Raw genomic sequence first — 19,566 nt, 5'->3', positions numbered from 1 at the left:
TTATATAATAGCCTTCGTGCAGTCGGTCCTGATTTTCTTATGGAGAAAATTAAATAATAAAAGAGTTGAGGAGTGTTATTTTGTTTCGAACGATAAAACATGAATGGTTTTCTAATGTGAAAGGAGATGTGCTATCAGGAATTGTAGTTGCGTTAGCTTTAATCCCTGAAGCAATTGCCTTCTCTGTCATTGCAGGTGTTGATCCGATGGTTGGATTGTATGCTGCTTTTTGTATTGCAGTCACAATTTCATTTGTAGGTGGAAGAACGGGAATGATTTCTGCAGCAACAGGCGCGATGGCGCTATTAATGGTGACGCTTGTAAAAGACCATGGGCTACAATATTTATTTGCTGCGACGATATTAACCGGGGTTGTCCAAATTATTTTTGGAGTATTAAAATTAAGTTCGCTTATGAAATTTGTTCCACGTCCTGTTATGAGCGGATTTGTGAATGCACTTGGTATTTTAATTTTTACAGCACAGCTTCCGCATTTCCATCGGGCAAATTGGCAAATGTATGTACTTGTTGCGTTAGGTCTTGCCATTATTTATCTATTTCCACGTATGACAACAGCAGTTCCGTCTACGCTTGTTGCAATTCTAGCTGTAACAAGTATTGCACTTATAAGTGGATTTCAGTTACGGACAGTTGGTGATATGGGGAGTTTACCAAAAGAATTACCTTTCTTTCATATTCCAGATGTACCATTCACGTTAGAGACATTCGCAATTATTTTGCCATATTCGATTATGCTAGCTGTGATTGGTTTATTGGAATCATTGCTTACAGCCTCTCTTTTAGACGATATAACAGATACGTCAAGTAATAAGCATAAAGAGGCACGCGGACAAGGAATTGCGAATATTGTTGCTGGATTCTTTGGTGGCATGGCTGGATGTGCCATGATTGGACAATCTCTTATTAATATGAAATCAGGCGGAAGAGGACGATTATCAACATTTGTAGCAGGCGGATTTTTAATTGTCTTATTATTTGTTTTAGGAGATTATGTTGTTCATATTCCAATGGCCGCGTTAGTAGCTGTGATGATTATGGTTTCAATTGGAACATTTGATTGGAAATCTGTATTTACTCTTCATAAAGTTCCGAAAGGTGACGCATTTGTGATGATTGTAACAGTTATTATTGTTCTCATTACACATAATTTAGGGCTTGGTGTGATTGTTGGAACTGTAATCAGCGCTGTATTATTTGCCGTAAATATGGCAAAGATTCACGTGAAACATTTATATATTGAAAATAAGAAAATCTATGAAGTTCATGGACAATTATTCTTTGCATCTACGACAGAGTTTATAAATGCATTTCAATTTAAAGAGGATGTGCAAGAGGTAACGATTGACTTTACACATGCACATGTGTGGGATGATTCAGCTGTAGCAGCAGTTGATAAGGTTATGATGAAATATGAGCAAAATGGTATACAGGTGAATATAGTAGGATTAAATGAGCGTAGTTTAAAACTCATAACAAAATTAGCTACTCATAATAAACAAGCCATTAGCTAAAGTCAAGCCACCTTTTTGAAAACAAAAAGGTGGTTTTTTGTATTATAATACGATTATGATACGGAAAGGGGATTCAGCATATGTATAGACAGATTATATTAGCATGTGATGGTTCGGAACATGCGTTTCGCGCGGCAAAGCATGCAGCACATATTGCGAAATGCAATGTAGAAGCAAATGTTGAAGTTGTATATGTAGTTGATAATAGAACAGCAAAATCAGATATTATTCAAGGGCAAACAGATATAGAAACAATAGAAGCTAGTAGAAAAGAGAGAGTAAGAGAAATAGAAACGATGTTACAACAAGAAGAAGTCTCTTATAAAATTACGATTCTACATGGCGACCCAGGAGAAACAATTGTGCAATATGTAAATACTGGAGATGTTGACCTTGTAGTCGTAGGAAGTAGAGGATTAAATACACTTCAGGAAATGGTTCTTGGTAGTGTAAGTCATAAAGTTGCAAAACGAGTGAAATGCCCCGTGATGATTGTAAAGTAACAGGCAGCTAGAAGACTGTCTGTTTTTTTGTTAATCTTACAAAAATGTAAGACAGTTGTTAGTAAAATCGATGTTATAAAATTATTTTTATGGATAGAATAAAGATATTGGATACATATATGAGAGGATGAGAGGAATGAAAGCATTTCAACATTTATCATATAGTCAGGGAGTAAGCTTGATTTGTTTAGGCGGATTTCTAGTAACGGTTATATTGGCAGTTGCACTGAAATTGTTGCAGCATTTATTTTGATGTATAGAAAGGAACAAATGATGAAAAACGACAAACAAGTTATATACAGAAATGAAAACTAGCCCTTCGCAATCATTGATGACTGCGAAGGGCTAGTTTCGTTTATTTTTCTACTTCTGGTTTTTCACTTGTTACAGTAACATTTCCCCATTTGTATCGATCTTCTGGATTATATTTATAGTCTTTTACGCGGTTGTTTACCCCGATTAGCTCAAACTTATAATGAAGAGGAATTAATGGTACTTCATCGTGAACAAGTTTTTGCCATTTGTCGTATACATCTTTACGATATTTTTCATCAGCAGCTTTTGGAGAAATTCCTTCTTGTAATAATTCAGTATTTTTATCATTGACCCAGCGTGTGTAGTTGAAAGGTGCCTCTTTTGCCCAGATACCAGAAGGATCTGGATCGGAACCAACGCCCCAAGCACCTGCGAATACATCAACTTTCGGATCATCTGTTTTCAGCATGTCGTAGAATGAGTTAAATTCATGTAGACGACCATCAAGAAGTTCTACTTTTAAACCGATATCTTTCCAAGATTGAATAAAGAATTTAGCAAGTGGTTCACTTGTATCACCACCACTTATAGATAGGAAATTGATTTTAAATTCTTTTCCATTTGGATCTTCACGGAAGCCATCTCCATTTTTATCTTTATAACCAGCCTCATCTAATAATTTTTTCGCTTTGTCTACATCTTTATCATAAGAACCGACTTTATTGTTGTGGTATTTTGGTAGAGACGGAGGAATTACTGAATTGGCTGGATAACGTAGACCGTGATATAATTTTTCGCCAATTTCTTTACGGTCAATTGCGTAAGCCATTGCTTGGCGTAATCGTACATCTTTAAATTTGTCGTTATCCATTACGCTTTCTTTCTTTTCTTTATCGTAGTGTCCAAGTTTAAAGCCGATATAGCTATAATACAAATCCGTTGTACCAATTAATTGTATGTTTTTAAGCTTGCTTACGTTAGGATATTGATCTGCACTTACTTCTGCAATATCAATATCACCTTTTTTCAAAGATGCATTTACAATAGAAGGATTTACAACTTTTAATACAATATTTTTAAGTTTTGGTTTTCCGCCATAATAATCATCAAAACGTTCGAATTCAACAGATTCTCCAGGTGTAATTTTCTTAATTTTAAATGGCCCAAAACCAATTGGATTTTTCCGTACTTTATCAGATTCTGCTAATTTATCAATTGGAACATCACCTAAATATTTTTTGTTAATGGGAGATGTCCAAAGGCCTGTTTTAACAGAAGGATTTGGCTCTTTAAAAGTAATCGAAATCGTTTTGTCATCAATGACTTTCACACCAGAAATCTTTTCCGCTTTTCCTGAATGATATTCATCCATACCTTCAATTAATTGCATCTGAGAATCAAATCGAGCACCTGTATATTTATTGCTTCCAATTACGAGATAAGCGTACTCTAAATCTTCAGCTGTAACAGGATTTCCATCATGCCATTTCACATTATCTTTAATTTTTAATGTAACCGTTTTTTTATCTTCTGACAATTCATATGTAGCTGGTCCATCATTTGTATATTCCCAGTCATCATTGTTTGTTAGTAAAGATTCATTAAAAATGGTTAATATTCTCCAATCTGGATTACTTTCATATACGGAAAAGTCTAACAGCCCCTCAAATGGTGTATCAGATACTAAGCCAATTGTCAGTGAACCATCTTTAACTTCTTTTTTATCATTTTTGACTGCGGTACTGAACTTCTTTGTATCAGTTGTTTTAGAACTATTACTTGATTTTTCATTACCACCACTACCTCCGCATGCCGAAAGTAGTAACGTTGAAACAGCAAGTGTACTTAATACTTTAAAAAATTTTGGTTTTTTCATCGTTTTTTCCACCCCTCTTAACCTTTTCTTTGTCTTGCATCAGCCGAACGACGGAGCGCTTGACCAATAAAATTTATACACAGCATCAACACTAAAATCATGATTGATGCAGGTAACCAAATCCACCATTTATCTTGTAGTACATCCGGGTTTCTAGCATAGCTAACAAGTGTACCTAGACTTGGTGTACTTTCTGGTAAACCAAATCCTAGGAATGTTAAACCAGATTCAATTCCGATGTTTCCAGCAAGATTTAAAGTAACGCTGACGATAATAATAGAACTTAAGTTAGGTAGTACTTGGAAAAGGATAATTTTCCAGTTTGGCGTTCCTAATGTTTTTGACGCTGATACATAATCGAGCTCTTTTTCGGTTAATACTTTGGAGCGAATTAACCGTGCTTTTCCTGTCCATAAGAAAATGCTCATAATTAAAATAAATGTAAGGATATTGAACTTAGGAACAAGTGTAATAAATACGATAACGAGCATTAAAAATGGTAGCACCATGACAAAGTCGATAATGCGCATAATAATATTGTCAACGACTCCTCCAAAATAGCCAGCAATTAAACCGATTGTAAGACCGATTAAGCACGAAATAACAGTAATTGCTAAACCGATTGTAAAGGAGTTGCGCGTACCGATAATGAGCTGTCCAAAAATATCGCGTCCGCCGTAATCTGTTCCTAGCCAATGTTCAGCAGAAGGAGGTGAGTAAATGGAAAATAAATCTACTCGTACAATATCTTCTTGCTTCATAATAAAGGATGTTGTGTAAACGGCTATTAAGATAATAGCTAAAAAGAATAATGAGAACAATGCAAGTTTATCTTTACGAAGTTCGCGCCACATGATGGAAAAACCAGATGGGCTTTTTTCGTAATGAATGACCTCAGTTTGTTTTTCAGGGTTTGCTAACATGAAAAAATTCCTCCTTTCCTTTAATCAATACGAATACGTGGGTCAACGATGCTTAGAATGATATCTGAAAGGAGAGTTCCAAGTAACGTTGCGAATCCAGTAAATAAAACGAGGGCTGTTATGACACTAAAGTCACGTTGGGAAATGGATTGCATAAATAATTGTCCGATACCTGGATAGCTAAAGATATTTTCTAAAAATATCGCTCCACCAACTAATCCGGTAATTTCATAACCTAGAAATGCTGCAATTGGTAAGAATGAGTTTCGTAAAATATGTCTAGAATACACTTTTGATTCCGGAACCCCTTTTGCTCGTACTGTGCGTACAAAGTCTTTATGTTTTGTATCAATAATTTCACTTCTCAAATATTGTACAGTACCAACTGTAGCAATTAATGCTCCAGATAGAGCGGGCAATAGTAAGTGATTCAACTTACTCATATAGTAAGCAAATGTACCGGTCGTAACTTGCGGATCGACACTACCTCCTGTTGGAAATATCGGGAATTTAAATCCGAAAAGAAATAGCATAATTAATGCAAATATAAATAAAGGTGTTGCAAATCCTAAGTAGTTGTATAGTGTAATGAGTCGGTCGCCTAATGTATCATTCCAACGTCCGCTAATAATGCCAAGTGGAATCGCAATTAAGTAAGTCAGAATAAGAATGACAAGAGCTAGTAATACTGTATTCCCCAGGCGTTCCCCAATTAAGTCGGTTACTTTTAATTTATGTGCGTAAGAAATACCAAAATCACCTTGTAAGGCATTTTTAATCCAGCGTACATATTGGGTTGTAACAGGGTCATTTAATCCTAATTTTTCGCGTTGTTCTTCAATAATTTTTGGGTCTGCTTTTGGATTATTTGCAGCTCTACCAGTTAATGCATCTCCTGGCATTGCTTTCGCAAGCATGAAGACGAGGATACTTAATATAAATAGCTGCGGAATCATAATTAAGAATCTTCGCAGTATAAACTTCCACATGTTTTATCACTCCCTTATGGTAATGCCACCCGGTGTGTTGGCGAGATTGGTTTTAAATCATAAGCACGGCCGTTTTCATTAAAATAATTTTTATGTGATTGCTCGTATTCTTCTTGTACTTGCCGCCGTAACGTACTTTTTTGTTTTCTATTTTCAGGTCGGATATCAGGAATTGCTGCGATCAATCGTTTCGTATAAATGTGCTGTGGATTATTATAAATTTCAGCACTTGTTGCTTCTTCCACAAGGCGACCACGATACATAACCCCGATGCGGTTACACATATGCCGAATTACACCTAAATCATGACTAATAAATAAGTATGTTAATCCGAGCTCAGCTTGTAGATCTTGTAAGAAGTTTAGCACTTGTGCTTGTACAGAAACGTCGAGCGCAGATACTGGTTCATCAGCAATAATTAATTTTGGTTTTAGTGTTAATGCGCGCGCGATGCCAATCCGCTGTCTTTGTCCACCAGAAAATTCATGTGGATATTTATAAATAGATTCTGGATTTAGTCCAACTTTTTCAAGATATTTTTGGACGATTCTTCTTTCTTCATCAGGTGAGAGCTTTTCAAAGTTTCGTAATGGCTCTGCGATAATATCGAGAACACGTTTCTTTGGATTTAACGATGAGTATGGATCTTGGAAAATCATTTGAATATTTTTTCTTTGTTCACGCAGTTCAGAACGGCTTAATTTTGTTAAATCTTTATTGTTAAAAACAATGCTACCGCCCGTTGCTTTTGTTAAATGCATAATCGCTTTACCTGTAGTTGATTTTCCACTTCCTGATTCACCAACAATCCCGTATGTTTCACCAGGTTGTAGTTCAAAGCTCACTCCATCAACAGCGTGCACGTAGTCTAGCGTGCGTCCAAAGAAGCCGCCTTTAATTGGAAAGTGTACTTTTAAATCATTTACTTTAAGCAGTGCCATGAGTAACGTCATCTCCTTTCTTATCTTGGAAGTCGAAATGTTTATAACAAGTGCAGCGTACCCAATGACCTGGTTTTGCTTCATGTAAAACAGGATTTTCTTCATGTTTGTCAGATGTAATCCACGGAATTCTATCTTTGAAGCGGCAACCTGTGCGAGGGAGTTTCGCTAAAGTAGGAACAACCCCTTGGATTACGTGTAATTTTTCTTTTTCGGTATATGCAGATGGAATAGAATGTAGTAAAGAGCGTGTATATGGGTGAAGAGGATGATTAAAAATCTCTTCCACTTTACCTGTCTCTACAATTTGTCCTGCATACATAACAACAACGCGATCAGCAGTCTCAGCAACAATGCTTAAATCATGTGTAATTAAAATAATGCCCATTTTCGTTTGTTCTTGAATAGATTTTAGTAGGTCTACAATTTGTGCTTGAATTGTTACATCAAGAGCAGTTGTGGGTTCATCCGCAATGACAAGCGCCGGTTTACATGCGATTGCAATTGCGATAACAATTCTTTGTCTCATTCCGCCAGAGAGTTCGTGTGGGTATTGTTTATAAGTAAGTTCTGGTTTTGGAATCCCAACTTGATGAAGGAGTTCTAAGGTGCGTTCTTTCTTTTCTGCTTTTGAGAGATTTGTATGATAGTCTAAGTTTTCTTCAATTTGTTTTCCAACTGTCATAAGAGGATCTAATGCTGTAAGAGGTTCTTGGAAAATCATTCCGATATTTGATCCGCGTATTTTATTCATTTCTGCGGCTGACATGGTCAATAAATCTTTATCTTTATAATAAAGATGACCTTGCAATTTTGTATTAGCTTCATTGTGCAATCGCATAATGGAAAGGGCAAGTGCACTCTTACCACATCCAGACTCACCGACAATAGCAACAATTTCATTTTCATGTACAGTTAAAGATACATTATCAACCGCTGCATGATACTGATCTCGTATACGAAAGGATGTCTGTAAGTTTTCAATGCGAAGAAGCGAATTCTTCATGGCTATCCCTCCATCTTTCTAAAAAGACTAAATGTTTTATATATTGTTGTTATTTTAATATAGATTGACATTGTTTGACAAGAACCCATTTAAAAATTGAAGTACAAACATAAGGATAATGCTTGTTGTAATGAAAGAAAATGAACCGAAAATAATGTTAATGATACCAGATAAAAAGAGACCTGCTGCTAAAAAGTAACGGGGATTACAGCGGTCGGATACAATTCCCATAATAAACTTGCTTATTCCGTACGCAATAGATACGGCCGAAAGGATAATCCCAAGTTCTCCTTTACTAAATCCTTGTTCGACTAGATAGGGCATTGCTAATGAAAAATTCTTTCGAACAAAGTAATAACCTGCATAACCGATAAAAATACCTAAAAACACTTGTAAGCGCAATTTGCGGTATTCACTGTCGATGCGATCAGCAGGCAAGCGCTCTTTATGTGGCGCAGGTTTAAACAACTGAGTTAAAAACATAGCCTACAAATCCTCCTTAATGGTTGAAACCATTTTATGTCATGAAAAATAAAAAAACCATGAAAAATAGAAAGGTTCCTTTCTATGTTCCATAGTCTTATACTCTCATTCTCCATGACTGTCAATATTAACTTCGAGAAAAATTATACAACTTTGTGACAGGAATGTAAACGGTTTTAATCATAAAATGATTGACGATTTTTATTCTTGATATTAATATTTAAATAGATTAAATATTTTATTGTTTAAATAAGAGGTAGATAATATGCCAAATGATATTACTCATATTGATAAAATTCAAGCTCTAGCATTCTCTATAGGAAAGAAAATGCAAATGGAGTTATTGGAACAAATGCAAGCATCAGGACTTACACCACCGCAATTTTATATTTTAAAAATTTTAGAGAACTATGGTGCTTCACGAGCGACAAAATTAGCGAAAAAAATGTATGTAAAACCAAGTGCAATTACAGTAATGATTGATCGTTTAATTGATCAAGAACTAGTTGAGCGCTATCACGATAAAGATGATCGTCGTGTTGTTATCATTGAATTAACGAAAAAGGGGAAAGCGAAAGTAGAAGAGGCGAAGAACGCTCGTAATGAGCACATTGCAAAATATTTCTCGCAATTAGAATTACAAGAAAGAAAAGACTTATTACGCCTGTTTGAAAAATTAGAAACAATTGTTTGCGGGACAAGTGAGAAAAAAGAGCTAAATTAAGAGAAGTTGAGGAGATTATATGAAACAACAAGGTGATAAAAAAAGGAAATTATTATTGATTGGTTTAGTGATTGCGATGTTATTTGCAGCGTTAGATGGAACAATCGTCGGTACAGCGATGCCGCGTATTGTCGGCGAACTAGGTGGATTAAGCTTAATGACATGGCTAACAACAGCTTACATGCTAACATCTACGACAATTGTACCGATTGCAGGTAAATTAGCTGATTTATTAGGACGCCGTAACGTATATATGACAGGATTAATTATCTTTATGATTGGTTCAGCATTATGTGGTATGGCAAATGGTATGACAGAATTGATTATTTTCCGCGGTATTCAAGGTCTTGGCGGAGGTATTATGATGCCGATGGCTATGATTATTATTGGAGATATGTTCACGGGGAAAGAGCGTGCGAAATGGCAAGGTATTTTTGGCGCTTTATATGGTCTTGCTTCAGTCGTTGGTCCGCAAGTTGGTGGTTGGATTGTAGATGCAGTTAACTGGAGATGGGTATTCTACATTAACTTACCAGTTGGTATTGTCGCAACAATCTTTATTGCGACGGGATTACAATCACATAAGCAAACAGGACCTATTAAAATTGACATTGCTGGAATTTTTACGATGATTGTTGGAGTTGTAAGTTTATTACTTGCATTAACATTCGGTGGAAAAGATTACGCATGGGATTCTTGGCAAATTATCGGATTGTTTAGTTTAGCTTTGATTGGTATTGTAAGCTTTGTATTTGTGGAAACAAAAGCTGAGGAACCAATCTTACCAATGCATTTCTTTAAAAATCGTACATTTACACTATTGAATGCGATTGGTTTCTTTATGAGTATTGGAATGTTTGGTGCAATTATGTTCGTTCCATTCTTTATGCAAGGAATTGTAGGAGTAAGTGCAGCTGAATCTGGGACGATTATGACACCGATGATGATTACAATGATTGTGACGAGTATTATTGGTGGTCAACTTGTCTTAAAAGTTGGCGTGAAGCCGCAGATTATTGTTGGTATGTTGATTATGGCTGGTGGCTTCTGGTTATTAACAACAATGGATATGCATACAAGTAAGCTTGTAGCGACTTCTTATATGATCATTATCGGTTTAGGTATGGGGCTTGTAATGCCAACATTGACATTGGCATTACAAGAAAGTTTCCCGAAAAAGGATCTTGGTGTTGTAACTTCATCCAGCCAATTTTTCCGTCAAATTGGAGGAACATTTGGAATTACAATTTTAGGATCTATTATGAATAATACTTCAGGCACCATTTTAACTGAAAAATTAGTACCCGTATTAGAGAAGTTTCCACCGCAAGCTGGACAGATTGTAACAAAATTTAAAGATATGATTCATACAGATCCACAAGGGTTATATTCTATGCTGTTTAGTCCAGAGGTGTTAAAAAAAATACCAGAAGCATTTTCTACAAGTATCGTTCCTATTTTGAAGAATTCGTTATTGGACTCATTGCATAGTGTATTTTTAGCGGGATTAGTATTTATTGTTGTTGGTGCTATCTTTACGATTTTCTTAGAGAAGATTAAGCTTTCTGATCGAAAGAAAGGTGCAGAAGAGGTAGTAGAAGGAGAAAAGAAACATATAAATGGATCCTATTCATAATAAAAGCATCGCCTTATGGTGATGTTTTTTCTTATATGTATAACATATACTCTTTTTGAGTAGAAATGATTGACGTATTTTTGCGAATAGGTTATATTACTTCGTGTAAACGGTTACACAAGGTGGGGAGGAAAAGAATGAGTACGATTAAAGACGTTGCAAAATTAGCGGGAGTATCTGTTGCGACCGTTTCTAGAGTACTAAATAAAAATGGATACGTTCACGAAGATACATTAAAAAAGGTGGAACGAGCGATTGAACTGTTGGATTATAAACCTAGTACAGTGGCGCGTTCTTTGTATAATAAGAAATCTCGTTTAATTGGCTTAGTCGTTCCAAACATTGTGAATCCATTCTTTCCAGAAATTGCGCGTGCTGTAGAAGATGTAGCGCATAAGCAAGGATACACCGTTGTACTTTGTAATTCTGATGAAAGTTTAGAAAAAGAGAAACAATATATTGATGTACTCAGACAAAATAACGTAGATGGATTTATTGTCGCAACAAATCCTGAAAATAGCGTGAATTACATGAATATATCTGTACCAGTTGTGGCAATTGATCGCCTATTTAATGAGCGTATTCCCACAGTATATGCAGATAATTATGCGGGGATTCAAAAAGCAACAAAGTTACTGTTAGAGAAAGGGTGTAACCATATTGCTCATATACGTGGGCCGCGTGATGTAAGTACTGCAAATGAGCGCTTTGAAGGTTTTGTTGATATGATTACGGAATACGGTCTTTCTTATATGATTGCGGAAAGTACGTTTGACCCAGCAAATAGTGAGCGTGTTGCGAGGAAATTACTAGACGAATATCCGCATATTGATGGTATTGTAGCAGGAAATGATTTGATTGCAATTGGTGTCGTAAAGGCTGCTTTACAAAAGGGGATTGCTATTCCTAACGATTTACAAATTATTGGGTTTGATGGCATTTCTTTAGCGGAAATGATGTGTCCATCTATTACGACTGTTGCACAACCTATTTATGAGATGGGACGCATTGCGACCGAATTGTTATTAGAACAAATGGAAGGAAAACGGTTAGAAACAGAACATTACCGTTTGCCGATTGAAATTATCGAACGAAATACAACGAAATAAGGAGATGAAGTCGTTGCCAAATATAGCTGTAGTAGGGAGTATTTCAATGGATTTAGTAGCCGTTTCACAGAAAAGACCGAAAGCTGGAGAAACAGTAATCGGAGAGGCGTTTCATACAGTACCTGGAGGAAAAGGAGCAAATCAGGCTGTTGCCGCAGCTCGCTTAGGAGCCAATGTAGCTATGGTAGGTGCTGTAGGGAATGATGATTACGGCATGAGTGTACGAAAAAATTTAGAGAACGAGCGTGTTTTTATCGATTATGTGGTACCGGTTACAGATGAAACAACAGGCATTGCTCATATCGTTTTAGCAGAAGAAGATAATAGCATTGTTGTTGTGCAAGGTGCCAATCGCCTTGTGAATCAGCAAATTGTTGACCGTGCAAAAGATTTACTTGTAAAGGCAGATATGGTCGTTCTTCAGTTAGAAATTCCGCTTGAGACAGTAGAATATGTGCTTACTATTTGTGAGGAGCATAAGATCCCAGTCATGTTAAATCCAGCTCCAGCACAAGCATTATCGACAAGGATTTTGGAAAAGGCAACATATATTACACCGAATGAACACGAGTGTCGCATTGTACTAGATGATTTTGAATCACCGATTGAAGACTTACTTGCTAAATATCCAAATAAATTATTAATGACAGAAGGAAGTAAAGGAGTTCGATTCCATAATGGTACAGAAATTGTACAAGTGCCAAGTATTTCTGTAAAAGTAGTTGACACGACAGGGGCTGGTGATACATTTAACGGGGCATTAGCAGTTTCGCTTGCAGAAGGAGAAGTGCTTGAAAAAGCAATTCGTTTTGCAAATATAGCCGGTGGCCTTTCTGTAACAAAGCTCGGTGCACAAGGTGGTATGCCAACAAGAGAACAGGTGCGGGAAGTACAGGGGATTGTTAAATGAAAAAGCATGGCGTATTAAATAGTGAAATTGCTGCTATATTAGCGGCACTTGGTCATACAGATACGATTGTAATTGCGGACTGCGGATTACCAATTCCTGATAGCGTGAAGCGAATAGATTTAGCTGTAGAGCTTGGAAAGCCTTCTTTTCTGGATGTATTACAAGTTGTAATAGAGGATATGGCTATTGAAAAAGTAACAGTAGCGGAAGAGATTACTACAAATAATAGAGAAATCTATAAAGAAATTGAAACACGCTTAAAAGAAGCGAATTTTGAATATGTCTTGCATGAAGAGTTTAAAGAGAAAACAAAGCAGGCAAAGGCGATTATTCGTACAGGGGAAGCAACACCTTATGCGAACATTATTTTACATGCAGGTGTGATTTTTTAATAAAGGGATGTGATGAGAATGCGTATTGAAATGAAAAATATTTCAAAAGCGTTCAATGGGAACCCTGTTTTGAAGAATGCCCAATTTCGTATCGAAACAGGCGAAGTTCATGCACTGATGGGGGAAAATGGAGCGGGTAAGTCAACGCTCATGAAAATTTTAACAGGTGTATATAAGAAAGATAGTGGTCAAATCAAAATCGATGGACAAGAGAGAATATTTAAAAATGCAAAAGAAGCCGAGGAGTATGGAATTGCTTTTATTCATCAAGAATTAAACATCTTGCCTAATTTAACAGTTGCTGAAAATATGTTTCTTGGCAAAGAGCTAATGTATGGGAAAACAGGTGTTTTGCGCTCGCGCCAAATGAATGCTATAGCTCAGCAACAATTGGCTGATTTAGGGCTTTATGTAAAAGGAACTACAATGGCAGGAGAATTATCGGTTGGACAACAGCAAATTATTGAAATCGGTAAAGCATTAATAACAAATGCGAGTGTCATTATTATGGATGAACCTACAGCAGCTTTGACAGATCGTGAGATTGAAACGCTCTTTACAGTGATTCATAAACTGCGAAAAGAAGGTGTATCATTTGTTTATATTTCGCATCGCATGGAAGAAATATTTTCTATTTGTGATGCAATTACGATTTTGCGTGATGGAGAATATGTGGGCACAAGACAAATTCCTGAAACATCATTTGATGAAGTAGTTAGCATGATGGTAGGGCGTAGTATTGGTGAACGTTATCCAGAGCGTCATGCAAAGATTGGTGAAGTCATTTTTGAAATGCGGAATGGAACGAAAAAAGGTAAGTTTGAAAACATTTCTTTTCAAGTTAGGAAAGGTGAAATTCTTGGTGTCGCTGGACTAATGGGGGCTGGACGTACAGATATTATGAAAGCCATATTTGGATATGAGCCACTTGACTCAGGACAAATCTTTATCAATGGACAGGAAGTAAAGATTGCTAGTCCAATAGATGCGATTAGACAAAGAATTGCTTTTATTACAGAGGATAGAAAATCAGAAGGACTTGTATTAGATTTTTCCATTCGAGAAAATCTTGCATTACCTAATTTAGAAACTCTTTCAAAAAGCGGTGTCATGGACAAAGGATTGGAAGCGCAGTTTACAGAGGATATGATGAAACTTTTGAATGTGAAAGCAACAAATGGAGAACAAGCTGTGAAATCGCTATCTGGTGGAAATCAGCAAAAAGTTGTCATTGCAAAATGGCTTGGAATCCATCCGCAGCTGTTCATTTTAGATGAACCAACAAGGGGTGTAGATGTTGGTGCGAAAAAAGAGATTTATTCTATTATGAATAAGTTTACAAACCAAGGTGATGCAGTGATTATGGTTTCATCTGAATTACCTGAAGTATTAGGGATGAGTGATCGCGTTCTAGTCATTCATGAAGGAAAAGTAGGCGGTATTCTTGAGAAAGAGAAAGCAACGCAAGAATCCATTATGGCATTAGCTACAGGAGGAGAGTAAACGATGGCAAAAAAGGGGAATGTTCTGCAACAACTTGGATCTTTAATCGGCTTAGTACTCATTATTGTAGTGATTACGGCATTAAATCCAGCATTTATTGAAATTCCGAATTTATTTAATATTTTACGTCAAGTATCGATTAATGCACTCATTGCATTTGGAATGACCTTTGTTATTTTAACAGGGGGTATTGACTTATCAGTGGGTTCTATTTTAGCATTATCAAGTGCACTTGTTGCTGGAATGCTAGCAAGTGATATGGATCCGTTTTTGGCAATAGTAGTTGGATTATTAGCCGGTCTTGCGATGGGAATTGTAAACGGTATCATTATTGCGAAAGGAAAAGTGGCACCTTTTATTGCGACATTAGCAACAATGACAATTTTTCGTGGATTGACACTTGTTTATATGGACGGACGTCCAATCACTGGTCTTGGTGATCATGTCATGTTCCAAATGTTTGGTCGTGGTTATTTCCTTGGTATCCCAGTACCAGCTGTAACGATGATGATTGCTTTTGCAGTTCTATATTTTATTTTAAAGAAAACAACATTTGGCCGCCGTACACTTGCTATCGGTGGAAATGAAGAGGCAGCGATATTATCAGGCATTCATGTTACAAGAATCAAAGTCATGATTTATGGTCTATCTGGTGTTTTGGCAGCGCTTGCAGGTATTGTATTAACATCTCGTTTAGATTCTGCACAGCCAACTGCTGGTTCTTCTTATGAATTAGATGCAATTGCTGCAGTTGTATTAGGTGGAACAAGCCTTTCTGGAGGAAAAGGTTGGATTGTTGGTACGTTTATTGGGGCACTAATCATTGGAGTGCTAAATAACGGGCTAAATTTATTAGGCGTGTCATCTTTCTTCCAACAAGTTGTAAAAGGGCTTGTTATCCTACTTGCTGTATTAATTGATCGTCGAAAAGAAGCTTAATGGAGGGATAATTCATGAAAAAATGGTTACTTGTACTTGTTGCACTCATTATGGTCGTTACTACTGGTTGCTCGATGGAACCACCAGAATGGGCAAAGGATTCTAGCGATAAAGGGCGAAATAAGACTATTAAAGTTGGATTCTCTGTTTCTACCTTAAATAATCCATTTTTTGTTACATTGAAAAAAGGAGCAGAAAAGAAAGCGAAGGATATTGGCATAGAATTAATTTCAGTTGATGCACAAAATGATGCAGCTAAGCAAACGAACGATGTCGAAGACTTGGTTCAAAAAGGTGTTGATATAGTTGTTATTAACCCAACGGATTCAGATGCTGTTGCTTCAGCGGTAAGTGCAGCCAATGCAGCAAATATTCCTGTAATTACAGTGGACCGCGTTGCAAATTCAGGAAAAGTTGTCTCTCATATTGCTTCTGATAATGTGGCAGGAGGGAAATTAGCTGGAGATTATATTCGTGAACTCGTTGGTGAGGGAGCTGCTGTGGCTGAATTAGAAGGAATTCCGGGATCATCTGCCGCACGCGAGAGAGGGAAAGGATTTCATGAAGTGGCAGACACTGGATTGAAAGTAGCAGCTAAGCAAACTGCTGATTTTGACCGTGCGAAAGGATTATCTGTTATGGAAAATATTTTGCAGGCCAATAGTGATGTGAAAGCAGTATTCGCTCATAATGATGAGATGGCATTAGGTGCGCTAGAAGCGTTAAAATCTGCAGGCAAAATGGATGTAGCTGTCGTTGGATTTGATGCAACAGATGATGCCGTGAAAGCGGTTAAAGAAGGACGTATGGCAGCAACCGTCGCACAAAAGCCAGAATTAATCGGAGAAAAGGCGATGGAAACAGCAAAACAAGTAAATCAAGGTAAAAAAGTGGAGAAATTCATTCCGATTGGATTGGATCTTATTAAGAAAAAATAAAATATGAAAAATAAGGAAGGAAGAATTACAAATGAAATTCTTTATTGATACAGCAAATATTAATGAAATTAAAGAAGCAAATGAATTAGGTATATTAGCAGGTGTAACGACAAATCCATCACTTGTAGCAAAAGAAGGCGTAGATTTCCATGAACGTATTCGTGAAATTTGCGGTGTTGTTGAAGGACCTGTTAGCGCGGAAGTAATTAGCTTAGAAGCCGATAAAATGATTGAAGAAGGAAAAGAATTAGCAAAAATCGCACCAAACGTTGTTGTAAAAGTTCCGATGACAAAAGAAGGATTAAAAGCAGTAAAAGCATTCTCAGACTTAGGAATTCGTACAAACGTTACGCTAGTGTTCTCTGCCGTACAAGCATTACTTGCAGCACGCGCTGGTGCAACATATGTATCTCCATTTTTAGGTCGTCTAGATGATATTGGTCATAACGGTATGGATTTAATTCGTCAAGTAGCTGAGATTTTTGCAATTCACGACATTGAAACAGAAATTATTGCAGCATCTGTACGTCATAGTGTACATGTAACAGAAGCTGCTTTAAATGGCGCACATATCGCCACAATTCCAGCAAATGTAATCGGTGCATTAGTGAAACATCCATTAACAGATCAAGGGATTGAGAAGTTCTTAGCAGATTGGGAGAAAACACAAGAGAAATAAATATTATAAAAAGTCCTCGTAAAGTGCTTTTTAATACTTTACGGGGATTTTTATTGTATTTGAAATAGAATGAGAAAGAATTTTAGAAATCATATATTATATGATTATTTTATAGTATTGAACATATGGTAAATTAATGTTTACTTTTATCAAATGATGCAAGGAAAAGAAATATTTCCAAGGAAATTGTCGAGATATAGTTAGAAGTTAGCAGACTTTTACTGGAAATATAGAAAGAATGATTCATGATTTCATTGCTGGAACACAGGTAGTGAAAGTAGAGGGGAAATAAAAAGACAATGCTGGCATTTAGCCTAGCATTGTCTTTTTGACTTTTCCTCTTACATAAATCATTCCGGCAAATGTTAATAAAAATGCAGTTCCAATTATAAAGCTGACACTCGGTGATGCCCCGATTGCTCCGATGGTAAAAGAACCAGCGACTACTCCTAACGAAAAGAAAGCGTAAAATAATCCAAATGCTTTTCCTCGGTTGTTTTCGGTTGTATTTTCAACAAGCAGAGCATTAATCGATGGGAAAAGGATTGCGAATCCGACTCCATAAATCATCATGACGATGAAAATCATTCCTTTTGTTGTAAATAAGCCGAGCAGTGACAATGATAATGCCATGACGGTGATACCGATTAACATCATTTTTGAACGATTAAAGCGATCAAATATGCGATTGGTCGGCAATAAGAAGAAGAGGATGGCAGTAATCCCGAATATACTCATCATCATGCCTGTTGTAGATGATTTGAGTGCGAGTGCTTCCACTTTCATTGGCAGCATATATGTGACAATTCCTTGCGAGAACATCAGTGTAAATGCTCCGATATATGCTTGTAGTAATGGTTCGGACTTTACTAAAGCCATCATATCTTCTTTTGTCATCATTTGAGTGCGTGATGTATCTGTTCTTGTTATATGACTTGGCAATAAAAATAAGGATACAATTGTCCCGATCATCATGAGGATAGAAATAGTGATAAAGACCCATTGAATCCCTGCAGTTGCTTTCATAATACCGCTAAAGGCAGGTCCAACGATCGCTGCTGTTCCGACAGCCGCCCCAGATAATGCCATTGCTTTTCCTTGTTTTGTAGATTTTGTTTGTTTGGACAGGAAAGTAAAGGCAGCAGGGATTAAGAAGCCATCACTAAATCCATGCAGGAAACGAACGACAAGCAATTGTTCACCATTTTGAACAATGGTATATAGTAAAACTATGAAACTTGTAATCCCCATGCTCGTATAAAGTACTTTCTTTGCACCAAATTTATCAACAGATATGCCAGCAATAATGTTACCAATCATATTAGCAAATGAATACATACCTATGACAAGCCCAATTATAAGCGGAGTTCCTCCAAGACTTTGTGCGTAAGTACTCATAATCGGTAATTGTGAAAATGTATCTAAAAACGCGATGATAACAATAAAATAGATAAAATATTTCAAGCGATGTTCACCTCTCCTATGCTATTATGGCATAATGCGAATTTTAACTGCAATGAAATGTGGAAAAAAGTATAAAGTGACAAAATAATGTACAGTAGTTGTTAAAAATTTGTGAAATGTACATTGTTTTTAGGGACATATGGATATCGATACTATAATCAATTCGTAAACTTCACCACATTAAGTATACATAGAGAAGGATGCAGAAAATGAAAACTTTACTTTGGCACAATCAGCGTGATGTATGAGTAGAAGAAGTTCCAGAACCAACTGTACGAACAGGAACAGTGAAAATTCTTGTTTCACCTAATATAATATATAAGTTCAACAAGAAAGGTAGCTTTTTCTAGCAGTAGAGGGAGGCTACTTTTTGAGGTTCGGGGCCCCTTTTTTTACAATCTTTTATTCATTTCTTTGCAGTAGATTCATAATTTCCGATTACAATGTAAGGGTATTTAAGTTGTGTCTAGAGATATTGGAAAGCGAAAGAAGAGATGGAATGAAATGTTTTTTTGTTCTCTTTTTAATTCTTCATGTAATGCTAATGTGAAGTGAAAATTTGCTAAAACTAGAATGGTAAAAAATATTGACTGGAACAAAACATGACACTCTACGGTCTCTTTATAGAGCTTTTGGTAATTATTTTTATCTAATGTCATACATGAATTTTACTTAAAAGTTAATTGTACAGTTAATTATTTTAATTTTCAATAAAATTGATTATGAAAATTTACATATTTTAATTTAATGATAGTATTTCCATA

18 protein-coding genes and 1 pseudogene are annotated in these 19,566 nt (G+C 36.3%); 12 read left to right on the top strand and 7 right to left on the bottom strand.

The features are described from left to right. The first annotated feature begins 80 nt into the window (after nucleotides 1–80). From MR056_RS09830 to MR056_RS09820, 3 genes are all read left to right on the top strand, one after another. On the top strand, nucleotides 81–1,532 hold the full coding sequence (locus MR056_RS09830) for a SulP family inorganic anion transporter (protein ID WP_087097706.1): 1,452 nt from the start codon (nucleotides 81–83) through the stop codon (nucleotides 1,530–1,532). A gap of 80 nt (nucleotides 1,533–1,612) precedes the next feature. Further along, nucleotides 1,613–2,035, top strand: a complete 423-nt coding sequence (locus MR056_RS09825) for a universal stress protein (RefSeq protein WP_087097708.1) — start codon at nucleotides 1,613–1,615, stop codon at nucleotides 2,033–2,035. 127 nt (nucleotides 2,036–2,162) lie between these two features. Continuing rightward, on the top strand, nucleotides 2,163–2,288 hold the full coding sequence (locus tag MR056_RS09820; RefSeq protein WP_176371913.1) for a DUF4027 family protein: 126 nt from the start codon (nucleotides 2,163–2,165) through the stop codon (nucleotides 2,286–2,288). A gap of 102 nt (nucleotides 2,289–2,390) precedes the next feature. Here the strand turns inward: MR056_RS09820 and opp4A are convergent, their stop codons facing one another. The 6 genes and pseudogenes from opp4A to MR056_RS09790 form a co-directional block, all read right to left on the bottom strand. Further along, the gene (gene opp4A, locus MR056_RS09815; RefSeq protein WP_087097710.1) at nucleotides 2,391–4,166 is read right to left on the bottom strand and encodes an oligopeptide ABC transporter substrate-binding protein; all 1,776 of its coding nucleotides are present in this window, start codon (nucleotides 4,164–4,166) and stop codon (nucleotides 2,391–2,393) included. A 17-nt stretch (nucleotides 4,167–4,183) separates the two neighbouring features. After that, complete coding sequence (locus MR056_RS09810) at nucleotides 4,184–5,089, bottom strand: ABC transporter permease (protein ID WP_011983657.1); 906 nt, start codon at nucleotides 5,087–5,089, stop codon at nucleotides 4,184–4,186. 20 nt (nucleotides 5,090–5,109) lie between these two features. Continuing rightward, entirely contained in the window at nucleotides 5,110–6,078 is a 969-nt protein-coding gene (gene opp4B, locus MR056_RS09805; protein WP_087097712.1) for an oligopeptide ABC transporter permease, read from the bottom strand. Nucleotides 6,079–6,092: 14 nt separating this feature from the next. Further along, entirely contained in the window at nucleotides 6,093–7,019 is a 927-nt protein-coding gene (locus tag MR056_RS09800) for an ABC transporter ATP-binding protein (protein ID WP_011983659.1), read from the bottom strand. Continuing rightward, nucleotides 7,006–8,025: an ABC transporter ATP-binding protein gene (locus tag MR056_RS09795; protein WP_011983660.1), complete on the bottom strand. Its 1,020-nt coding sequence runs from the start codon at nucleotides 8,023–8,025 to the stop codon at nucleotides 7,006–7,008. The genes MR056_RS09800 and MR056_RS09795 overlap by 14 nt, the downstream gene beginning before the upstream one ends. A gap of 78 nt (nucleotides 8,026–8,103) precedes the next feature. Further along, a pseudogene (locus MR056_RS09790) lies at nucleotides 8,104–8,508 on the bottom strand (MFS transporter); the annotation flags it as partial. A gap of 265 nt (nucleotides 8,509–8,773) precedes the next feature. On the opposite strand from MR056_RS09790, the gene MR056_RS09785 reads away from it, so the two are divergent. From MR056_RS09785 to fsa, 9 genes are all read left to right on the top strand, one after another. Further along, entirely contained in the window at nucleotides 8,774–9,232 is a 459-nt protein-coding gene (locus MR056_RS09785) for a MarR family winged helix-turn-helix transcriptional regulator (RefSeq protein ID WP_048723242.1), read from the top strand. 19 nt (nucleotides 9,233–9,251) lie between these two features. Beyond that, nucleotides 9,252–10,868, top strand: a complete 1,617-nt coding sequence (locus tag MR056_RS09780) for an MDR family MFS transporter (protein ID WP_048723241.1) — start codon at nucleotides 9,252–9,254, stop codon at nucleotides 10,866–10,868. 137 nt (nucleotides 10,869–11,005) lie between these two features. Next, nucleotides 11,006–11,977, top strand: a complete 972-nt coding sequence (locus tag MR056_RS09775) for a LacI family DNA-binding transcriptional regulator (protein WP_011983664.1) — start codon at nucleotides 11,006–11,008, stop codon at nucleotides 11,975–11,977. Nucleotides 11,978–11,990: 13 nt separating this feature from the next. Then, entirely contained in the window at nucleotides 11,991–12,887 is an 897-nt protein-coding gene (rbsK, locus tag MR056_RS09770) for a ribokinase (protein WP_048723239.1), read from the top strand. Then, nucleotides 12,884–13,279: a D-ribose pyranase gene (gene rbsD / locus MR056_RS09765; RefSeq protein ID WP_011983666.1), complete on the top strand. Its 396-nt coding sequence runs from the start codon at nucleotides 12,884–12,886 to the stop codon at nucleotides 13,277–13,279. The genes rbsK and rbsD overlap by 4 nt, the downstream gene beginning before the upstream one ends. A gap of 18 nt (nucleotides 13,280–13,297) precedes the next feature. Then, nucleotides 13,298–14,782 (top strand): sugar ABC transporter ATP-binding protein, encoded by a 1,485-nt coding sequence (locus MR056_RS09760; protein ID WP_041809444.1) that lies wholly within the window; start codon nucleotides 13,298–13,300, stop codon nucleotides 14,780–14,782. 3 nt (nucleotides 14,783–14,785) lie between these two features. Next, nucleotides 14,786–15,721 carry an ABC transporter permease subunit gene (locus MR056_RS09755; RefSeq protein WP_011983668.1) on the top strand — a complete coding sequence of 312 codons (936 nt, stop codon included), beginning with the start codon at nucleotides 14,786–14,788 and terminating at the stop codon, nucleotides 15,719–15,721. Nucleotides 15,722–15,735: 14 nt separating this feature from the next. Next, nucleotides 15,736–16,659 (top strand): ribose ABC transporter substrate-binding protein RbsB, encoded by a 924-nt coding sequence (rbsB, locus tag MR056_RS09750; protein WP_011983669.1) that lies wholly within the window; start codon nucleotides 15,736–15,738, stop codon nucleotides 16,657–16,659. Nucleotides 16,660–16,690: 31 nt separating this feature from the next. Then, on the top strand, nucleotides 16,691–17,338 hold the full coding sequence (fsa, locus tag MR056_RS09745) for a fructose-6-phosphate aldolase (RefSeq protein ID WP_011983670.1): 648 nt from the start codon (nucleotides 16,691–16,693) through the stop codon (nucleotides 17,336–17,338). 309 nt (nucleotides 17,339–17,647) lie between these two features. Here fsa and MR056_RS09740 read toward each other — a convergent pair whose 3' ends face one another. Then, a complete protein-coding gene (locus MR056_RS09740) occupies nucleotides 17,648–18,802 on the bottom strand; it encodes an MFS transporter (protein ID WP_048723236.1) in 1,155 nt (384 codons plus the stop codon). Nucleotides 18,803–19,566 lie beyond the last annotated feature (764 nt).

The organism is Bacillus cereus group sp. BfR-BA-01360 (assembly GCF_022663595.1).
Taxonomy (GTDB): domain Bacteria; phylum Bacillota; class Bacilli; order Bacillales; family Bacillaceae_G; genus Bacillus_A; species Bacillus_A cytotoxicus.
Note: the sequence above shows the minus strand (reverse complement) of the source record. Positions and strands in the feature narration are given on the sequence as shown.

What these genes read in the sequence shown, in the direction of transcription:
- rbsB (WP_011983669.1), top strand. Translation starts at nt 15,736, where the DNA reads ATGAAAAAATGGTTACTTGTACTTGTTGCACTCATTATGGTCGTTACT.
- MR056_RS09795 (WP_011983660.1), bottom strand. Translation starts at nt 8,025, where the DNA reads ATGAAGAATTCGCTTCTTCGCATTGAAAACTTACAGACATCCTTTCGT.
- MR056_RS09780 (WP_048723241.1), top strand. Translation starts at nt 9,252, where the DNA reads ATGAAACAACAAGGTGATAAAAAAAGGAAATTATTATTGATTGGTTTA.
- MR056_RS09775 (WP_011983664.1), top strand. Translation starts at nt 11,006, where the DNA reads ATGAGTACGATTAAAGACGTTGCAAAATTAGCGGGAGTATCTGTTGCG.
- MR056_RS09785 (WP_048723242.1), top strand. Translation starts at nt 8,774, where the DNA reads ATGCCAAATGATATTACTCATATTGATAAAATTCAAGCTCTAGCATTC.
- rbsD (WP_011983666.1), top strand. Translation starts at nt 12,884, where the DNA reads ATGAAAAAGCATGGCGTATTAAATAGTGAAATTGCTGCTATATTAGCG.
- opp4B (WP_087097712.1), bottom strand. Translation starts at nt 6,078, where the DNA reads ATGTGGAAGTTTATACTGCGAAGATTCTTAATTATGATTCCGCAGCTA.
- MR056_RS09820 (WP_176371913.1), top strand. Translation starts at nt 2,163, where the DNA reads ATGAGAGGAATGAAAGCATTTCAACATTTATCATATAGTCAGGGAGTA.
- fsa (WP_011983670.1), top strand. Translation starts at nt 16,691, where the DNA reads ATGAAATTCTTTATTGATACAGCAAATATTAATGAAATTAAAGAAGCA.
- MR056_RS09810 (WP_011983657.1), bottom strand. Translation starts at nt 5,089, where the DNA reads ATGTTAGCAAACCCTGAAAAACAAACTGAGGTCATTCATTACGAAAAA.
- MR056_RS09800 (WP_011983659.1), bottom strand. Translation starts at nt 7,019, where the DNA reads ATGGCACTGCTTAAAGTAAATGATTTAAAAGTACACTTTCCAATTAAA.
- MR056_RS09760 (WP_041809444.1), top strand. Translation starts at nt 13,298, where the DNA reads ATGCGTATTGAAATGAAAAATATTTCAAAAGCGTTCAATGGGAACCCT.
- opp4A (WP_087097710.1), bottom strand. Translation starts at nt 4,166, where the DNA reads ATGAAAAAACCAAAATTTTTTAAAGTATTAAGTACACTTGCTGTTTCA.
- MR056_RS09755 (WP_011983668.1), top strand. Translation starts at nt 14,786, where the DNA reads ATGGCAAAAAAGGGGAATGTTCTGCAACAACTTGGATCTTTAATCGGC.
- MR056_RS09825 (WP_087097708.1), top strand. Translation starts at nt 1,613, where the DNA reads ATGTATAGACAGATTATATTAGCATGTGATGGTTCGGAACATGCGTTT.